This window comes from Nostoc sp. (assembly GCF_036916985.1).
Taxonomy (GTDB): Bacteria; Cyanobacteriota; Cyanobacteriia; order Cyanobacteriales; family Nostocaceae; genus Nostoc.
In genome coordinates this window covers 159,752-178,816 of the sequence record NZ_JBALFD010000016.1, presented here as the reverse complement: position 1 = coordinate 178,816, position 19,065 = coordinate 159,752, and the positions used below count along the sequence as shown (strand labels likewise).

At 40.7% G+C, this 19,065-nt stretch carries 20 protein-coding genes and 1 pseudogene; 15 read left to right on the top strand and 6 right to left on the bottom strand.

Features of this window, described 5'->3' with window-relative positions; all coding sequences use genetic code 11:
* Positions 1-201: 201 nt before the first annotated feature.
* The 4 genes from V7L07_RS05875 to V7L07_RS05860 all read left to right on the top strand — a co-directional run bounded on the left by V7L07_RS05875 (position 202) and on the right by V7L07_RS05860 (position 3,771).
* Positions 202-852, top strand: a complete 651-nt coding sequence (locus tag V7L07_RS05875; RefSeq protein WP_335055883.1) for an HD domain-containing protein — start codon at positions 202-204, stop codon at positions 850-852.
* 340 nt (positions 853-1,192) lie between these two features.
* The gene (locus V7L07_RS05870; protein ID WP_335055881.1) at positions 1,193-2,773 is read left to right on the top strand and encodes a DHA2 family efflux MFS transporter permease subunit; all 1,581 of its coding nucleotides are present in this window, start codon (positions 1,193-1,195) and stop codon (positions 2,771-2,773) included.
* A 48-nt stretch (positions 2,774-2,821) separates the two neighbouring features.
* On the top strand, positions 2,822-3,403 hold the full coding sequence (locus tag V7L07_RS05865; protein ID WP_335055879.1) for a Uma2 family endonuclease: 582 nt from the start codon (positions 2,822-2,824) through the stop codon (positions 3,401-3,403).
* Positions 3,404-3,540: 137 nt separating this feature from the next.
* Positions 3,541-3,771 carry a hypothetical protein gene (locus V7L07_RS05860; protein WP_335055877.1) on the top strand — a complete coding sequence of 77 codons (231 nt, stop codon included), beginning with the start codon at positions 3,541-3,543 and terminating at the stop codon, positions 3,769-3,771.
* Positions 3,772-3,890: 119 nt separating this feature from the next.
* On the opposite strand, the gene mnmE is transcribed toward V7L07_RS05860, so the two are convergent.
* On the bottom strand, positions 3,891-5,285 hold the full coding sequence (gene mnmE / locus V7L07_RS05855) for a tRNA uridine-5-carboxymethylaminomethyl(34) synthesis GTPase MnmE (protein ID WP_335055876.1): 1,395 nt from the start codon (positions 5,283-5,285) through the stop codon (positions 3,891-3,893).
* Positions 5,286-5,571: 286 nt separating this feature from the next.
* Between mnmE and V7L07_RS05850 the strand changes: the two genes are divergently transcribed.
* On the top strand, positions 5,572-5,772 hold the full coding sequence (locus V7L07_RS05850; protein WP_335055874.1) for a hypothetical protein: 201 nt from the start codon (positions 5,572-5,574) through the stop codon (positions 5,770-5,772).
* Positions 5,773-6,187: 415 nt separating this feature from the next.
* Here V7L07_RS05850 and fdhD read toward each other — a convergent pair whose 3' ends face one another.
* Positions 6,188-7,027, bottom strand: coding sequence for a formate dehydrogenase accessory sulfurtransferase FdhD (gene fdhD, locus V7L07_RS05845; RefSeq protein WP_335055872.1), 840 nt, complete (start codon positions 7,025-7,027; stop codon positions 6,188-6,190).
* 143 nt (positions 7,028-7,170) lie between these two features.
* On the opposite strand from fdhD, the gene V7L07_RS05840 reads away from it, so the two are divergent.
* Positions 7,171-8,352: a serine hydrolase domain-containing protein gene (locus tag V7L07_RS05840; RefSeq protein ID WP_335055870.1), complete on the top strand. Its 1,182-nt coding sequence runs from the start codon at positions 7,171-7,173 to the stop codon at positions 8,350-8,352.
* A 118-nt stretch (positions 8,353-8,470) separates the two neighbouring features.
* On the opposite strand, the pseudogene V7L07_RS05835 reads toward V7L07_RS05840, so the two are convergent.
* Positions 8,471-9,022, bottom strand: a pseudogene (locus V7L07_RS05835) (Uma2 family endonuclease); the annotation flags it as partial.
* A gap of 56 nt (positions 9,023-9,078) precedes the next feature.
* Entirely contained in the window at positions 9,079-11,304 is a 2,226-nt protein-coding gene (locus tag V7L07_RS05830) for an FdhF/YdeP family oxidoreductase (RefSeq protein WP_335055868.1), read from the bottom strand.
* A 99-nt stretch (positions 11,305-11,403) separates the two neighbouring features.
* Here V7L07_RS05830 and V7L07_RS05825 point away from each other — a divergent pair, with 99 nt between their 5' ends.
* The 8 genes from V7L07_RS05825 (at position 11,404) to V7L07_RS05790 (ending at position 16,964) form a co-directional block, all read left to right on the top strand.
* Positions 11,404-12,078: an HAD family hydrolase gene (locus tag V7L07_RS05825; protein ID WP_335055866.1), complete on the top strand. Its 675-nt coding sequence runs from the start codon at positions 11,404-11,406 to the stop codon at positions 12,076-12,078.
* A 23-nt stretch (positions 12,079-12,101) separates the two neighbouring features.
* Complete coding sequence (locus V7L07_RS05820; RefSeq protein ID WP_335055864.1) at positions 12,102-12,878, top strand: sulfite exporter TauE/SafE family protein; 777 nt, start codon at positions 12,102-12,104, stop codon at positions 12,876-12,878.
* Between the two features lie 187 nt (positions 12,879-13,065).
* The gene (locus tag V7L07_RS05815) at positions 13,066-14,319 is read left to right on the top strand and encodes an MFS transporter (RefSeq protein WP_335055862.1); all 1,254 of its coding nucleotides are present in this window, start codon (positions 13,066-13,068) and stop codon (positions 14,317-14,319) included.
* A 68-nt stretch (positions 14,320-14,387) separates the two neighbouring features.
* Positions 14,388-14,858 (top strand): AtzH-like domain-containing protein, encoded by a 471-nt coding sequence (locus tag V7L07_RS05810; protein WP_335055860.1) that lies wholly within the window; start codon positions 14,388-14,390, stop codon positions 14,856-14,858.
* Positions 14,859-14,882: 24 nt separating this feature from the next.
* Complete coding sequence (locus tag V7L07_RS05805) at positions 14,883-15,608, top strand: hypothetical protein (protein WP_335055859.1); 726 nt, start codon at positions 14,883-14,885, stop codon at positions 15,606-15,608.
* A gap of 2 nt (positions 15,609-15,610) precedes the next feature.
* Positions 15,611-15,805, top strand: a complete 195-nt coding sequence (locus tag V7L07_RS05800; protein ID WP_335055857.1) for a hypothetical protein — start codon at positions 15,611-15,613, stop codon at positions 15,803-15,805.
* Positions 15,802-16,407 carry a histidine phosphatase family protein gene (locus V7L07_RS05795; protein ID WP_335055855.1) on the top strand — a complete coding sequence of 202 codons (606 nt, stop codon included), beginning with the start codon at positions 15,802-15,804 and terminating at the stop codon, positions 16,405-16,407. Before V7L07_RS05800 ends, V7L07_RS05795 begins: the two co-directional genes overlap by 4 nt.
* A 2-nt stretch (positions 16,408-16,409) precedes the next feature.
* Complete coding sequence (locus V7L07_RS05790) at positions 16,410-16,964, top strand: NUDIX hydrolase (RefSeq protein ID WP_335055853.1); 555 nt, start codon at positions 16,410-16,412, stop codon at positions 16,962-16,964.
* A gap of 131 nt (positions 16,965-17,095) precedes the next feature.
* Here V7L07_RS05790 and V7L07_RS05785 read toward each other — a convergent pair whose 3' ends face one another.
* Entirely contained in the window at positions 17,096-17,605 is a 510-nt protein-coding gene (locus V7L07_RS05785; RefSeq protein WP_335055851.1) for a GNAT family N-acetyltransferase, read from the bottom strand.
* Positions 17,602-18,108: a GNAT family N-acetyltransferase gene (locus tag V7L07_RS05780; RefSeq protein WP_335055849.1), complete on the bottom strand. Its 507-nt coding sequence runs from the start codon at positions 18,106-18,108 to the stop codon at positions 17,602-17,604. Before V7L07_RS05780 ends, V7L07_RS05785 begins: the two co-directional genes overlap by 4 nt.
* A 51-nt stretch (positions 18,109-18,159) precedes the next feature.
* Here V7L07_RS05780 and V7L07_RS05775 point away from each other — a divergent pair, with 51 nt between their 5' ends.
* A complete protein-coding gene (locus V7L07_RS05775; protein WP_335055847.1) occupies positions 18,160-19,053 on the top strand; it encodes an isopenicillin N synthase family dioxygenase in 894 nt (297 codons plus the stop codon).
* The last annotated feature ends 12 nt before the right edge of the window (positions 19,054-19,065 follow it).

Sequence of the window (19,065 nt, the reverse complement as noted above, 5' to 3'; positions counted from 1 at the left end):
GTCATACTAAGTAAGTCGGTGAGAAAAATTCAATGTATATGAAGAAATATAAATTAGCTGTAGGGTGTGTTATGCCGTAGGCTAACGCACCTGAGATTGTTGAAGGTGCGGCGCTTGGCGACAACACACCCTACATTAAAATTCCTTAACATAGCTAGAAATATTAGCACCGACTTACTTAAGAGCGTCAATACTAAATTTATGCCTACAGAAAACCTCACGCATACTTTATTTTCTAACTGGCAACACACACTCCAACCCTTTGGCGTTGACCAGGTAGCGGCTGATAAAGCCTTTAATCCTTTGGTTGCAGCTTACTCTACTCCTGGTCGCTACTACCATACACTAAAACACATTGAGCGCATTCTCAGCACAATTGAGATTTTGCAAGGCTACACCAATAACTTAGCAGCAGTTCAACTAGCTGCCTGGTTTCATGATGTAGTATATGACTCTCAAGCTCAAGATAATGAAGAACGAAGTGCGGACTATGCTTCTGAATTGCTGAGTAATTTGGGTATTCCAGAAACTATCATCACTACTGTTATCCGTCTGATTCTGAATACTAAAGACCACCAAGCTGCGGCAAATGATTATGATAGCCAAGTTTTACTTGATGCAGATTTAGGGATTTTGGCTACTGACCCAGTGCAGTATCAAGAATACACCCATGCCATTCGCCAGGAATATGCCTGGGTGGCAGAAGAAGATTATATCAGAGGTCGTCAGCAGGTTTTAGAGGGATTTTTAAAGCGATCGCGTATCTACTTTACGCCTTTAATGTTAGAGTTTGCCGAACCATCTGCCCGTGGCAATATCCAGGGAGAAATTCAGTCTTTATTGTCTGGTTAGTTTTACATCAATTTTTCTTATGGATGCAACACCCGTTAAAGTAGCACAGCTTAGGGACTTGCGATAAACCTGACTTTTCACATCATGTAGCAAGTTCCACGAAAAACCTAAACCACTTCCCGCGACGCTAAGACAAGGTAGTTTCAGACAAGCAAAGAAAAACTAAAACTGGATTTCAAAGCCTCTCTCCGCTTCGGATAGAGGTTAAAGCCTGCATCCAAGGGAGAACCTCTATAATGAGCTTTGATCTAGTATTAATATTTTAATTTAGCCATCAGAAAGAAAGATAAGATTTAATAAGAGATTTTTTACTACTGAATTTGGAAACAGGAAGAACACTATGGCTAATACTGGTGTAATTCATCAACAAGCACCTCCAGAGCGTGTACCACTAAGAACCTGGATTGGTGTATTAGCTAGTATGCTTGGTGCATTTATGGCAGTATTAGATATTCAAATAACTAATGCTTCGCTGCAAGATATTCAAGCAAGTTTAGGAGCGACTCTAGAAGAAGGTTCTTGGATTTCTACAGCCTATCTTGTAGCAGAAATTGTGGTAATTCCTCTAACAGGATGGTTATCACGGGTATTTTCTCTGCGGCGTTATCTGTTAGTAAATACTGCACTATTTATTTTCTTTTCTATCTGCTGTGCTTGGTCGTGGAATCTCAATTCCATGATTTTATTTCGCGCCTTGCAAGGTTTTAGTGGAGGAGTGTTAATTCCCACCGCTATGACAGTTGTCTTAACAACTTTACCTCAATCTAAGCAATCAATTGGACTGGCTGCATTTGGTTTTAGTGCAGTTTTTGCGCCTTCAATTGGCCCGACAATAGGAGGGTGGTTAACAGAAAATTTTGGTTGGGAATACAACTTTTATATAAATGTAATTCCAGGGGGATTAATGCTAGCTGGGGTTTGGTATGGAATTAAGCAAGAGCTACCCCAAATTAATTTGCTGAAACAAGGTGATTGGTGGGGAATTATTGCGATGGCGATTGGGCTAGGTTCCCTGCAAGTTGTTTTAGAAGAAGGTAGTCGCAAAGATTGGTTTAGTTCAGCATTGATTGTGCGTTTAAGCATAGTAGCAGTAATTTTTATAACGCTATTCTTTTTAATAGAACTAACTCGTAAACAACCATTTATTAATTTGCGACTTTTACTTCGGCGTAACTTTGGTTTAGCCAGTATTGTTAATGTCTCACTAGGGATAGGATTGTATGGCTCAATTTATATTTTACCTCTGTATCTTGCTCAAATTCAACAATATAATGCGCTACAAATTGGCGAAGTATTGATTTGGGCTGGTATTCCCCAACTATTTATTATTCCTCTCATCCCCAGATTAATGCAACGCATTGATGTGCGTTTAATGGTGGCTGTTGGTGTGACTTTGTTTTCCATCAGTGCATTTATGAACTCTGGAATGACTCATGAAACTGGATTAGAACAATTACGATGGTCGCAATTTGTGCGAGCAATGGGACAACCCCTAATTATGGTACCACTTAGTTCTATTGCCACTGCTGGTTTGAATCCAAAAGAAGCAGGTTCAGCGAGTGGTTTATTTAATATGATGCGGAATATGGGCGGTTCTATCGGAATTGCATCTTTAGCAACTTTATTAACTAATAGAGAGCAATTTCACTCAAATAGATTGGGTGATGAAGTATCTTTATATAACCCAGAAACTCAACAGCGAATTGACCAAATGACCCAGTATTTTATCAGTCGGGGGGCAGATTTAAATACTGCTCACAATCAAGCGATCGCATCTATATCAAATATAGTCCGTCGGGAAGCATTTGTGCTAGCTTTTAACGATTGTTTCTACTTTATTGGCATTGCACTCTTACTCAGTGGCATTGCCGTTTTATTCCTCAAAAAAGTGAAGCCAACAGGTGGGGCTGTGGCTCATTAGACTTGTTCTATAGGTTAAAATGTTTGATAAAACTACTAAGGTACTAAAATGGTCATTAGCCAAAGTGAGTACTATATTTCCCCAGAAGAATATTTAGAAGGCGAAAAATTTAGTGAAATCAAACACGAGTATATTGATGGACAAGTTTACGCAATGGCAGGGGCAAGTGATGCTCATGTCACTATAGTAGGAAATTTGTTTTCCCTACTGCGAAACCATCTCCGGGGTAGTGGTTGCCGTGTCTACATGTTAGATATGAAAGCACAAATTGATGTCATAAATCGCTATTTTTATCCCGATATCATGGTGACTTGCGATACACGAGATAAAGAATTTGAATATTTTAAGTCCCATCCTTGCTTAATTATCGAAGTGCTTTCTGAGTCAGCAGAGAGCTATGACAGAGGCAAGAAATTCGCTAGTTACCGACACTTAGAATCGCTACAAGAATATGTGCTAATTTCAACAGATAGAATGAATGTAGAATCCTTCCGCCGCAATGCAGATGGACATTGGGTACTTTATCCTTATGAAAAAGGGGAAGAATTGTATTTAGCTAGCGTTGATTTTCGTTGTGCGATCGCAGAAATATATGAAGATGTAATATTAGTAGATGAGAATATTTCCTAATCTAACATTTCTGGGCCAGAACTGATGGGATATCAGGCTTATTAGCAATCAAAAAGGCACTCTTGTGCAAAACGGAAAATCGATGATGCGGCGATGCCTACGGCGGTAAACTACGCCGCACTTGAGGAGGAGTTAAATTGGTATCAATTACTTCTTGTGGGGTAGGCATCTTGCCCGCCCAAATTATGCAATTTCAATATGGAACAGCTTATCATTTCCAGATTGTAGAGTCCGATTGCCCACAAAACTGTTCGGTTAAGACAAGAGACGCAATGAATCGCCGTCTCTACAAAAGATTGATTGTTGTAGAGACGGCGATTTATCGCGTCTTTCTAATGATTTATCACATCTTTGCGATCGCTCTATAATTTTCATCAAAAAACCTTAACTGAAACGTATTGCGAGTGCCCATATTTTTCAGTTTCTACTCAAATTTTGGTTAAAAAGCCTTCGACTCCTGGCTGTGAAGTAGTATTTTATAACTAGACTACTTTCCAATACAAAACCTACTGAAAATTCTCTCTAAAACTGACTCTGTTACTTCTTCTCCGGTAATTTCTCCTAAAGCTTGAATTGCACCTCTTAAGTCAATTGTCCAGAAGTCAAGAGGAAACTGCTGGGCAATTGTTGCTTGTACCTGTTCCAAAGAAATTTTTGCTTGAGTTAAAGCTGCTGCCTGCCTTTGATTAATGGCTAAATCCATATCAGCCGCTTGTACTTTTCCAGATTGAACTATCTCTAAAATTGCTATTTCTAAAGCATCAATACCTTGATTTTGGGCTGCGGCTGTGACAATTGTGGATTTCGCAACTTGGATTTTAGATTGAATATTTTTTCTATCCTCTTCTTGTAATAAATCGATTTTGTTAATCACAATAATCAACGGACGGTGTTGCACCTTTTCGTAAATTTCTCCATCGCCTTCCGTCCAACCTGTGGAAGCATCAATGGTCAGCAAGACTAAATCAGCTGCATTGGCGGCACGATGCGATCGCTCGACGCCAATTTTTTCCACTTGGTCTGTTGTTTCCCGAATCCCCGCAGTATCTAGGACTTGTATAGGAATTCCCCCGACAACTAGCTGAGATTCAACCACATCGCGGGTTGTACCGGGTAAATCAGTCACAATGGCGCGATCGCTACGACTCCAAGCGTTCAATAAGCTCGACTTACCCACATTCGGACGCCCAACAATTGCCACTTTTAAACCAGTGCGGAGCAACTCACCTTTGTCTTTGGTTTCCAACAATCTAGTTATGTCTGCGGCAATTTTATCTATTTCTGATATGATCAACTTATGATCCAACGGAGGTAAGTCTTCCTCAAAATCAATCCGAGCTTCAATTTCTGCCAAGATATCCAAACAGTTAGCGCGTAACTGCCGAATCGGATGAGCTAATTTTCCTTGTAAACCAGCTAAGGCACTTTGAGCAGCTTGGGGCGATTTAGCCCCCACCAAATCAGCAATACCTTCAGCTTGGGTTAAATCCAATCTTCCATTCAAAAAGGCGCGGAGAGTAAATTCCCCAGGTTGCGCTAGTCTAGCCCCATTTTCCAAACACAGTTGTAATACCTGCTGCACTGCCATAATTCCCCCGTGACAATGGAATTCTACGACATCTTCACGGGTGTAAGAACGAGGTGCTTTCATAATCAGCAACAGGGCTTCATCCACTAATTGTTGCGTCTGCGGATGGCGAATGTAACCGTAGAGAATCCGGTGACTTTCCCAAACTTGTCGCCCTGGTGCATGAAAGAGACTTTGGGCTAGAGCCATTGCTTGAGAACCGGATACCCGCACAATACCAACACTACCCTGTTGGGGGACAACAGCAGTAGCGATCGCGGCTATAGTTCCAGTAGTAGCAAAGATTTCTGACATGAGTGCCCTTAATAATAGTTAGGAGTGAAAATCATAACTCATAACTCATAACTCATAACTTTCTGAATGATAGGTATTTAGACTAATAGACATCTCCAGAAATTAAAGGTGCGTTACCCAGAACCCTTGTAGAGATGTAGTACTGCTACGTCAAAACAATTCTTTTTCGGAGATGTCCAATGAGATGGCAACTGAAAAGGTAAAATTTACCTAGAGGGTTATACCTGATAGTGAAGAGTTAGAGACGTAAATTATAACTCATAACTTTTAGAGAGAGGAATTGACTGTGGAGCAAAAGATTAACTGCGCCCAAGCCTGTGTTAACGGATGTGTTTTAGGGGATAAATGCCCCAATATCGAGTTTAGAGAGGCAGCCGCAAAATTTATTGAAGAGACTCCCTTAGACAAAATGCTGGAGTTGGCACAGGAACGTCTGCGGAAAAAAATCACGGAACCGCCAAAATGGGTTTTTCCTGAAGATCCATAGCATTCGGGGTGTAAAATAATTCCGATGAAACAAAATACAAAACTTTTGCTTCATCAGTGCGGTGTTGTACTCTCAACGATAAGCTAAGAAATATCTAATTTGCATAATCGAATTAAACATAACTCTTGTGGGATAGACATCTTGCCATTGGTGTCAACTTAACGTGAAAGCAAGTCTATAACTAGCTTTTATATTGCCTCGTTCCCAGTCGGAGACTGGAAATGCTCGTCTTTGAGGCTCCGCCTCTCGAACTTGCGGCAGAGCCGCTTTTGAGTTGCATTTCCAGCCTAAGGCTGGAAACGAGGTTTTATAACTCTTGTGGGGTGGGCAACATGAGTGCCCATTTGATGCAATTTAAATATGGAAGAGCTTAACACACTCTACAAAAGTTACTCTTAATTAAAAAACCGTGTTCTTAAGTAGCGTTTATTCTTTGTAAACCAGTGTAAATATTGAACCGTTCTCCGCGCAGAAATCCAATTAGGGTAATCCCAAATTCCTTAGCGACAGACACCGCCAAACTACTAGGAGCGGAAACAGAACAGACAATGGGAATTCCAGCAGTTGTAGACTTTTGCAAAATCTCAAAACTAGAGCGTCCGCTCACCAGAACAATACAATTATTTAAAGGCAACTCGTCACTGAGCAAAGCTGTACCAATCAATTTATCTAAAGCATTGTGTCGCCCAACATCCTCCCACAGGTTTAACAGTTCTCCTTGAGCATCGAAGAGAGCCGCAGCGTGTAAACCCCCTGTAGCAGTGAAGATACTTTGAGCAGCCCGGAGCTTCTCTGGTAAGCTATAGATAATCTCAGGTGTTACTGTTAGGCCAGAAGGAATCACCGGACATTCTCGCATACGCAAAGCCTCAAGGCTAGCTTTACCACACACCCCACAGGCGCTACTAGTATAAAAATGACGCTCCAAAGGCTGTAAGTCTGGAATTAACCCATCCCGCAGTTCTACATTTACAATATTATGGCGCTGCTCACCATCTACCGATTCATCTACGCAGTAGCTAATACGTCGAATATCTTCCCTGCGGCTAACAACTCCTTCACTGTAGAGGAAACCAGCAGCTAGTTCAAAATCTGCTCCAGGTGTCCGCATAGTAACAGCTACCGTCTTCTGGAAAGGAACAAGACGGATTTCTAAAGGTTCTTCTGTAGTGAGATGATCTAAACGAGGATGTACTTGACCTTTTTCCATTACCCAAACAGTGGCTTTGGTTTTGCTTTTAGTTGGCATTGTCATATTTTTGGGAGTTGGTGAATTTAAATTTTGATACTAATCTGGAAACAGAGTAATGCTATTTGTATATCAGGTGTCAGTTTGATGCTTACCAATTACTTTGTGCTATTGAGTTAGATCGGCTAGGTTGCTGTTTAGGAAGTAAAATGAACCTAAGATTTTTGGCTTTCAGTAAAATTTTATTTGCAACAGTCTTTGTAATTTCCCTTGGTTTTGCAGGATACTTAGTGGGTGATAACATTAGTCAGAGAGTAATTGGAAAATCTCTTGCTAAACAAGTTATGCCTACCTCCACCGTCGGAAAAAGTTCTCAACTACAGACCCTTTTAAATGAGATAGTTGCAGAACAGCGAATTCCTGGCGCAGTAATGTATATTATTACACCTAAAGGCTCTTGGCTAGGAGCATCTGGTGTGGATGACTTGTCAAGTAAAACCCGGATGAAACCCACAGATGGCTTTTCTATTGCCAGTATGAGTAAAACTTTTATGGCAGTGGTTGTTCTGAAATTAGTGGAGCAAGGAAAGATAGAATTAGATGGGGCGATCGCAACCTACCTACCAACGGACATCAGTCCTCATATTGTCAACAGCGACAAAATTACAGTTCGTCAACTGCTCAACCATACTAGTGGTGTTGCTGAATACCTAGAAACAAAAGAGTTTATTCAAGCTACTGCAAAAAGAAGTCGCTCACAGCCTTGGACAGCCAGAGAAGCTATTCAGTATATGTACCAGGAAGAACCGCAGGCAAATCCTGGAGAAAAATTTATTTATACTGATTGCAACTATATTCTTTTGGAACTGATTGTTGAAAATATTACAAAAGGAACTCTCGCCCAAGCAATCCGCAGTCAGATTTTAAAACCATTAGGATTAAAACATACCTTCACAGAACTGCGCGAACCGGCAATTGGAGAAGTAGCTACAGGTTATGGCGATCGCAATAAGGATGGTAAGCTAGATAGCTACGCCCAAGTCAATGATGGCAATGGTTTAGGAGATGGGGGATTAGTTTCAACAGCAGAGGATTTAGCCAAATTCGCCAAAGCATTATTTGTCAAAAAAACCTTACTTTCGTCGAAAATGATGAAAGAAATGCTGAAATTTCGAGATAATGGCGAAGGCTATAGCTATGGGTTGGGTGTAGAAAGGTTTTCATCTCCTTTAGCAAAAGCAATTGGGCATAGTGGTACAGCTTATGGCTTCGTAACATTGCTTGCATATTTACCCAATCAAAATACCACCATAATAGTGCTGCTAAACAATCAGAATGTTGATATTAAATCAGTAGCTAGGACAGGTCTGGATATTGTCGAGAAGAAATAATAGTAATTTGTAATTATGCTTGTAGGGCTGACATTATCATGTTCACCCTACTAGGATGATAAAATTTATGTATCAATGTTCATTTATCAATAATTGGTGTTCTTAAGAAAGTAGTAAGTACCCGTTTATTATGAACGCCCAAGTACAAACTTAGCTGCTGACTCCACAACAATCCTTGTGGGTTGGGTTCTATAGGTTGATACGTACCACCCACCAAAATAAACCCAGCAAATTCTAGATTTTTGGGGTCAAACCAGAAATATTCAGGAGTGCGAAAGATATCTTGGTAAATTTGTTTTTTTAAGCCCTTGTCAATCGCTGCGGTTGACTTTGAAAGCAGTTCTATAATCAAATTCGGATATTTGCCGTCTTCTTCCCAAACAACCCAACTATCACGGAGTTTACGTTCAGTATTTAAAACAACAAAGAAATCTGGCCCCCGAAAGTCTTCGGATTTACGCTGGCGTGGACTGTAATGAATGCTAATATTGCCGGCAGCAAAGTAGTCATTAATACGATTGAGGTCTTGCCACCACCAATCAATACATTTTATCAATAGCAGCATTTGCTGCAAATGTAGGTATGTTTCCAATGGTGGTTCGTTACTTTCTAAATCCCCTGGTGGAAATATAACATCTTCTGGGGTTTCAAAATCTTTGGCGACAGACATGGCTGCAAGTTTTGGAGTGATGTTAAATTGAGCGTAGCATTTGGAAAGCGTTAATATTAGGTTTGCTTTTCTAAGCGTACTACTGCATTATAATCAGGTACACCTTCGAGCGATCGCTTACTTTTATCTAGTAACACATTCCCTTCTGGCCAATGTACTTGCAAGTTTCCTGACTGAATCGGGGCAATGTAGACTTGACAGAACAACTCGCCTAAATCATTCTTAAGAATGACGCGATCGCGATCTTTTAAACCCAACTGTACAGCATCATCAGCATTCATTAGCACCGCCTCTCGCATTGCCCCAGTAATTGCATCCTTGCGTTCCTGCACCATACTATTAAATTGTTTGCCTCGGCGGGTTGCTAATAAAAAATAGCCTTCTGGTAATTCTCTTTGACGTGGCAATAATACCCCAAAGTGTGCTTTACCATCTGCTGTAGGAAAATTCCAACCAAAGCATAAATGTGAGCCACCATATTGAAACTGATCGCCAGCTTGCTGTAAATGTTGAATACCAGCATATTGGGGGACGACTTGAGCAATTTCTTGACGGATAGCAGCTGTGTCAGCAAAAGCTAGCTTATCTGCCAAATCTGGTTTTACCCGCCTTGCCAATTCTAAAAACACTTCCCACTCAGGACGTGCTTCCCCAATGCGCGACCCCGGAATTTCTGGACTGAAAATTACCCGGCGTTCGGTGTTAGTTTCTGTAACTCCCCCTGGTATTTCATAGCGAGTCGTCGCAGGTAAAAGCACCACAGTATCAGCAGGTTCGACCAACATTTGGCTAGAGAGAACAATATCTATATGTACCCGCAATGGTATTTTCTTCAGCGCCGCTTCTACATAATCCGGTTCTGGCAGCACTTCTAAAAAATTCCCGCCCACAGAAACCAACACTTCTATTTCTCCTTGATGTGCGGCGCTAATCATTTCTGGGGCAATTAAACCTTTACTTGCTGGCACTTCAAAGCCCCAATGTTGACTCAATTGGGCAGCATTTTCTGGGGTGATAGATTTACCACCAGGAAATACTGTCGCGTAACATCCCATCTCTGCACCACCCTGCACCCCAGAGTGACCGCGAATTGGCATTAAACCGCAGCCTTCCCGACCGACAAAACCTTTGGTGAGAGCTAAGTTAATGATACTTCGGACATTATCTTCACCGCATTCATGCTGAGTAATGCCCATACTCCAAACAAATACGGCTTTATTCGCTTCTTTGACCATTTTGGCAAAGGCGTACATTGACTCGCGGGATGTCCCAGAAAGCCGCTCTAATTCTTCCCAAGATTGGCTTTCTAAAGATGTTTGGAGTTCGGCAAAGCCAACTGTGTGTAAATCTATAAATGACTGGTCTACCCAGTTGTTAGCAATAATATGTTTAATCGTACCATTTAAAAATGCTATATCCCCGCCCATGTTGATTAAGAAGAAGTCTTCAGCAAACTTTGTACCGAAAACAGCACTTTCGACAATTGAGGGAACCCAGTAGCGCTCCATTCCCGGCTCGCGGTAAGTGTTAATAACTACAATTTTAGTGCCAGCTTTCTTGGCGTAATGGAGATACTTGACGGTAACAGGCTGATTATTAGCAACATTCGAGCCAATAAAGACTAATAAATCAGTTCCAATCCAGTCTTTATAAGAACAAGTTGTAGCCGCAGCACCGAGAGCAGCTTTCAAGCCTGCTGTACTGGGAGAATGGCAAATACGGGCAGCATTATCAATATTATTGCTTCCCATTGCCCGCACAGCTTTTTGGGTAGCATAATAAGTTTCGTTGACAGTACCGCGACTGGTAATATAAAAACTCAGACGGTCTGCTGTAGTGGAGCGGATGCGATCGCTAATTACCTCTAAAGCTTCATCCCAGCTAACACGGCGAAACCCTTTTTCTCCTCGTTGACGAATCATTGGGTAAGGAAGCCGTCCCAAGTCGCGTAATTGGGCACTTTTTTGCTTTTGTAACTGTGAAATATCCTCCAATAGTACAGGGTCAAAAGCTGGCATCGTATTCATCTGCAACAGCCGTAACCGGACATTGCAGAGATGGATACCATCTAAAGTCCAATCCTTCATCCCGGTTGTTCCAAGAGCGCAACCATCGCAGACACCTTTATCGAGAATATTCCAGGCGTAGGGTAGTTTGTCACGAGACAGCCAAATTGCCCGAAATACCTCCCAAAAGTTATTGGGATACTGTTCGCCAATGCCAAAAGGCTTCCAACTTGCCCAATTTGAAGGTGTCCAGTACTTTTTGGGTTTAGGTAACATGATACAGTGTGTGAATTGCTGGGTTCTTCCAGGCTACCGTATTACGAATTACGTTAGCGTAGCATTAGCAAGTATTCGGGCATCATTACGAATTAAAATATGCTTTTCTCCGCTATTCTTTTTGATCTTGACGGGACTTTGACAGATCCTAAGCTTGGCATCACTGGTTGCATTCAGTATGCGCTCTCTGAACTCGGTTACAGATCACCGGATGCTGATGAATTACATTGGTGTATTGGCCCACCACTGAAAGATAGCTTTTCGCAATTACTCAATACCTTGGATGGTACAGTAATTGAACAGGCGATTTTACTTTACCGTCATCGCTTTGCAACAATTGGATTATTTGAAAACTCCCTTTATCCCCAAATTCCAGAAGTTTTAAAAGCCTTTCGTTTTGCTGGTTATAAAACCTTTGTTGCGACTTCTAAACCATATATTTATGCAACACAAATTATTGAATATTTTGGTTTATCGTTGCTTTTTGATGGTGTTTATGGTAGTGAACTTGATGGAACACGGAGCATAAAAGGTGACTTAATTCACCATATTTTATTAACAGAAAAGCTTTTACCTTCTACTGTGGTGATGGTAGGCGATCGCTCACATGATATCGTTGGAGCCAAACGCCATCACATCGCTTCAATAGGCGTCACCTATGGCTATGGAACTGAGGAGGAATTGAAAGCTCATGGTGCTGACTTGATTGCCCATTCTCCAAGTGATATTCTCAGATTAATAATTCGTAATGACGCTCCTGCGTCGCTAACGTAATTCGTAATTCGTAATTAAAAATAATGCCGCCATCATTAACGTTTATCCATAGCTTGCTGTTGTTTAGTACCGCTTTTATTGCAGGTGGGTTAAACGCTGTAGCGGGTGGTGGAAGCTTTATCACATTTCCAACTCTCATCTTTACGGGTGTACCCCCGATCGCAGCTAACGCCACCAATAATACTGCAATTTGGGTGGCAGCTCTCGCCAGTGCTGGAGCATATCGTCAAGATTTGGGCATCGAGCGGCGAGATTTTTTACTTCTATGTGGTGTCAGCTTAGTTGGTGGCATGATTGGCTCCATCGCCTTATTGTATACCTCGCCAGATGTCTTTAAAAAGCTGATTCCCTATCTATTACTGCTAGCAACAGTTGTGTTTACCTTTGGCGAACCGTTCAAAAAATGGTTGCAGCGTCGAAGCCAGAATACATCACCGGAATCTGTACCCTTGTTTAATTTGGCACTGGCTCAACTAGCGATCGCCATCTACGGCGGTTTCTTCGGCGCAGGTTTAGGGATTTTAATGCTGGCGACTCTGACATTTTTAGGTATCAAAAGTATCCACAAAATGAATGCTTTTAAAACATTTTTAGGGAGTTGTATCAATGGTATTGCGATCGTTCCATTTATTTTTGCAGGTGTAATTGCCTGGCATCAAGCTATTTTGATGGCAGTCGGTGGCTCTCTTGGTGGTTACTTAAGCGCCCATTATGCTCGTAAACTTGAACCGCACTTAATTCGGAAATTTGTGATGATTGTTGCCTTCAGCATGACTACCTACTTTTTTATTCACGGTTAAAACCATTTTATTAGTGAAGTTGTACCAAGCCCTTTTAACTTCTTTACTTTCTTTCTTTCTTTCTTTCTTTCTTTCTTTCTTTCTTTCTTTCTTTGTGTCCTTTGCGTCCTTTGCGGTTCGTTTTTTTCTTGTACTTAAGTCCTAATACTAACTACTACAAGGACTCATAACTCTTACGGGGTGATGTATGGAAGCATCAAACAAATCACAAGTCATGCTGCGTGCTTTTAGTTCCAGAAATTTTCGCCTGTACTACACAGGTCAGGCAATTTCTCTGATTGGTACGTCAATGACTCAAGTGGCTACTAGTTGGTTAGTATATCGCCTCACCGATTCCCCTTGGTTACTAGGTCTAGTAGGCTTTGCCAGCCAAATTCCCACACTTGTGTTGATTCCTCTGGGTGGAATTATCGCCGATCGCACGAACCGCCATCGCATTCTGCTTGTCGCCCAAGCTTTGGGGATGCTTCAGTCTTTGGCTCTGACATGGCTGGCTTTGAGCGGTACTATTAACGTTTGGCAGATTGCATTTCTTGGTGTGTTGCAAGGGATAATCAACGCCTTCGATATTCCCACCCGACAGGCATTTTTACCAGAAACGGTCAGTAAGGAAAATCTCGGTAATGCGATTGCTTTGTACTCCTCTCTTGTCAGTGTTTCACTTATGGTTGGGCCTGCGATCGCAGGTTTGTTAATTGCGGCAGTGGGATCGGGGCTTTGTTTTCTGCTCGATAGTATCAGTTACATCGCCGTAATTATTGCCCTTCTTGCAATGAACCTTGCCCCCAAAAAAGCTGTTATTTCCACACACAAACCTTTAGAAGATTTGAAAGCTAGTTTTAACTACGCCTTCGGGTTTTTGCCAATTCGATCTGTCATGATTGGTTCGGCTTTAGCCTCCTGTGTGTGGGGATTTTATTTAGCTTTGGGGCCGATTTTTGCTAAGGATATTTTGCAGGGTGGCCCAAACACCTTCGGCTTTTTGATGACAGCTTCCAGTTTGGGAACCTTAGCAGGTGGTATCTATTTAACTAAGCATAGCAATGTACTGGAGTCGGGTAAAGTTCTAGCCTTGGGTATAGGTTTTATGGGAGTAAGCTTGATTGTCTTTGCCCTATCCCGTGTATTCTGGCTTTCACTGCTCTCATTATTTGCAGCTGGTTTCAGCTTTATTTTGCAGCTAATTGCCGGACGCACCTTGCTTCAACTGTTGGTGACTGATGAAAATCGCGGGCAAATTACAGGTCTTTACGTTATGGCATCTACAGGCGCATTTGCTATCGGCAACTTAATAGCTGGCGCACTAGCAAGTAAAATTGGTAGTAGCAATACTGTCATCCTTGGTGCAAGTATTTGTATTGCAGGCTCAATTTTATTTATGCAGCAAATTTCCAGCTTCCGCGATCTGATTCGTCTGAATCTACGCACTGAAGGAGCTTAAAAGAAAAATAGCTCTGGCTATTTGAAAGAGTGCATAATCAGCCATAACACCAAAAATTGATAACAACAATGACTACTATAAATGACCCTACTGTTGTCGCTGAAGTAACTGATTTGTACCTCAAGTATGAAGAAGCCCTTGCTAATAACAATTTGGAGGTGATGGATAGTTTGTTTTGGGATGCACCCGAAGTAGTGCGCTTTGGCATCACAGAAAACCTCTATGGCGGCGATGAAGTTCGCAACTTTCGCCAGAATCGACCAAACCCAAAAATAGAGCGAGAAATCTCGAATCTCAAGGTTGCAGCCTTTGGGAAAGATGCCGCAACAGTGACTTTAGAATTTCACCGCATTATCTATCAATGGTGTAGAGCGTTTCGGACGACAAAGCCAGACTTGGTACAGGTTTACCGGAGGATGGAAGGTAGTTTCAGCCCATGTTTCATTATTACCAGTGTGAGTTTTAAAACTATGACTGAAAGCGAAAAGGATACAGAGCAACTAAATTTATTTATAGGGATCATTAATTTTGAATTTTGAATTTTGAATTTGGAGCGAAACGACGTGACTAGCATTACCGAAATTGCCCCAGATATCTATCGCATCTCAACCTATGACCCAAAAATAGATATGCAATTCATCCAGTTTTTAGTGAAGGATGAAGAACCATTATTATTTCATACGGGTCTAAAAGGGATGTTTCCACTAGTACATGATGCAGTGGCAAAGATTATTGACCCATCACAAATTCGCTGGATTAGCTTTAGCCATTTTGAAGCTGATGAATGTGGATCGCTAAATGAATGGCTGTCCATTGCGCCAAATTCTCAGACAGTTTGTAGCCCCATAGCAGCCTTTGTGAGCGTAGATGATTTTGCAATCCGTCCATCCAAGATTATGCAACAAGCTGAAGTTTTGAACACTGGTAAATATAGTTTTCAGTTTCACCATACACCACAAGTTCCCCACGGTTGGGATGCAGGATTATTCTTTGAAACTACTCATAAAACACTGTTTTGCTCAGACCTCTTCCACCAGTTTGGAGATGTGGAAGCAATAACTGAGTCTGATGTGATTGAACGGTTCCGTCAAACAATCGCCAATTATGAAGCAAGTCCTTTTCCCAATTACATACCATATACAACACATAGCGATCGCATTCTCCAGGAATTAGCAGATATCAAGCCGCGTACACTGGCGACAATGCACGGTTCAACCTTTGTGGGAGATGGTGAACGTGCATTGCAGGATTTAGCAGTGGTTCTGCGAGAAGTTTTGGTCAAGAAGTAGATATGACAACCTATCCTATCGCCTCTAGTCCATCATTAGTGCAGCAGGCCGAATCCCTAGCTGCACAACTTGAGTTTACCCAATCCTCACTCTCAGAAGTTGGTCGCCTGTTGCACGTTCTCACCTGCCACAGAAATCCGCGTGACAGCAAAAAATTCAGTGATTCTAGCAACACGTATTCAATGAATTTCAAATGACAGTGATTTTAAGAGAAAATGTCCAAAAATTAATTCTAGTTAGACATTCGCTCCCTGAAAAAATAGTGGGTGTGCCTGCTAAAGAGTGGCATTTGTCAGCAGAAGGGCGATATCGTTCTCACTTGTTAGCGCAGAAATTAGCAAATTACCAACCGGCAATCATCGCTACTAGTACTGAACCAAAAGCTATAGAAACTGCCCAAATTATTGCCCAGAAATTTGATAAATCAGTTGAAGTTGTGGGAGGATTACATGAACATGACCGTAGTAATCTTAGTTTTGTTGAAGAAAAAAAGTTTATTGAAACCCTAGCTGCTTTTTTTGCCACACCAGATGAATTAGTGATGGGATTGGAAACAGCAACGCAAGCTTATCAACGCTTCCAGCAAGCTGTAGAAAATATTATCGCTAAAACCCCAAATGGTGATGTCATAATTGTGACGCATGGCACGGTAATGACGCTATTTATTGCTAATTTTACTGCTGAAGAGCCATTTCATTTCTGGCAGCAACTTGAGAATCCGATGGCTATAGTACTACCTTTGCCAGATTTTAAATCATTAGAAATGATTACTATAAAAAGCAGACAAATAGATGTTTAAATATGGAAAATTCATTTGATTGGGTTGTATTAAAATCTAGGTACATAGTAAAAGACAGATGGATTTCAGTACGATCTGATACTTGCCAAATGCCTAATGGAACAATAGTTGACCCTTATTATGTTCTGGAATATCCAACGTGGGTTAATGTTGTAGCTTTAACCAAAAATCAGGAGGTTGTTTTAGTAGAGCAATATCGCCACGGTCTGAAAAAAACAATTTTAGAATTGCCCAGTGGTGCTGTAGAGGCTGAAGATGTTTTACCATTAGAAGCTGTAAAACGTGAATTATTGGAAGAAACTGGTTACACTAGCAATAATTTTATTGAAACTGGTATATTATCACCAAACCCAGCTAATCATACCAATTTAACACATTGTTTTTTAGCAACAGATGTAGAACATGTATCTGATTTAAAGCTAGATGTTACAGAACAGATTGATGTCGTTTTGTTGCCACTAGAGAATTTAATCCAACTTATTGATGATGGTAGATTTCTGCAAACATTACATATTAGTTCATTATTTTTTGCTCTCAAAAAACTTAATAAGTTGTAGTAAAATGACCGAATATAATATTTTCAAACTCTGCAATCAGAGAATTTTCTGGAGTATATTATACTTACCTACTAATAGAAAAATTGCCAGAGAATTTATTACCCAAGAATTCTTACTTTCATAAACTTGAATTATACTCCATGAAAAGCTGGTGGATAAACAACTTTTCCCTTATATTTCTGGTGATAGCTTTGCAGTGGTTTAACCATAAAGACATCCTCTGGTACTGGAAAAGGAGACTCGATTTCATAAACAACTGAAGGTTGAAAGCCAAAGCGAGTATAAAATTCTGGATGACCTAGTACAATAACTATGGTTTCTCCCTTTGCCTCTGCTATTTCTAACCCTGCTTTTATTAATCCACTACCAATACCTTGTCTTTGAAACTGTGGATGAACTGCTAAAGGCGCTAGACCGAGTACCTGTAATGTTTCTTCACCCACCAAGTCAATATAACTAAATAAAATGTGACCAACTACAACATTTTCAACCTCTGCAACTAGAGAAAGTTCTGAAATATAGCGGTCAGAACGGCGAATTTCTTCCACGAGTTTAGCCTCGTTTTCCTGCCCAAAGGCTAATGTATTCACCTCAGCTATTCTTGTATAGTCTGCCAGAGTTTCATAACGGATGTTAATCATTTTAAAACTAATTCCATAAAAACCCAGTTTGCTCGATATTTTAAAGGAATCTCTGTTTTTTCCAAATATGGCTCGATATCCTGAAAGCCAAATAGACGATAAAGTGCTTGTGCGTCTTTCGCAAAAGGGGTGCTGTCTAAACGTATCTTTGAGTAACCAATGTAGGCAGCTTCATTGATGATAGCTTCTAATAAAGACCGACCGATTCCTTTTCTACGAAATTCTGGTTTTACATACATTCTTTTAATTTCGCCAATATCTTCACCAATCTTTCGCAAGCAAGCGCAGCCAGCTATTTTTAACTCGTATTCTCCTAAAAGCAAGCGTCCTGAAGGGGGTAGAAATTCGTGCAGTTGATTCATTTGCTCAAAGAATGTATTAACATCTAAATTGATGCCGAATTGATCGCTGAATATCAACTTAGTCTCATGAAAATATTCCCAAAACACTTCCTGTATATGAGGTTTATGTTCGTCAGTTTCTACCTGGATAATTTTAAGCAAAGTTTATGTCTCCGCTAAATAATTAAACAAAATAAAAAGATACAAATATCAATGGTCACTATTCCAGTAATTGATTTAACTGCCTTTACTCATGGCAATCCAGCAAATCGGCAAGCTGTTGTCAAACAAATTTATCAAGCTTGTCATGAAATTGGTTTTATGTACTTGCAAAATTTGGGAATATCACAAAACCTAATCAAGGGAGTATTCAATCACAGCAAATATTTCTTTAATTTACCTTTAGAAGTTAAGCAAAAGCAAGCTTGGAGTGATGAATTTAGTAATACAGGTTACGTTGGTATTGAGAGAGAATGTCTTGACCCCAAAAAACCAGGCGACTTGAAAGAGGCGTTGAATGTAAACAAACAAGCAGCTGTAACGATAGATGCTTCTATTGTCACTTTTTATGATAGTTGCACAGAACTTGCCAACACGATATTACAAGCTTATGCGTTGGCGTTGGAATTGCCAGAAAATTATTTTACTATCAGACACAATCAACAAAATCATACTTTGCGACTATTACATTATCCGCCATTACAAATACCACCTAAACCCGGACAAGTGCGTGCTGGTGAGCATTCCGATTATGGCAGTATTACCTTACTTTTCCAAGATGATATTGGTGGGTTAGAAGTACAGACAGCTTCTAGAGAGTGGATTGCCGCACCTGCAATTCCTGATACTGTAGTAGTCAATACTGGTGATTTAATGCAACGGTGGACAAATGATATATTTTGCTCAACCAAGCATCAAGTGATGATTCCCAGTGATAACAGGGTGAAGCAGTCCCGATATTCTATCGCTTTTTTCTGTCATCCTAATGATGATACAGAAATTGCTTGTCTGGAAAGTTGCCAGAAAGAACAATCGCCTATTTATCCCTCTATCCTTGCGGGAGAATATCTTTTAAGTCGTTTACAAGCAACTTATGGTAATTCGTAATTAAGAAAGGCA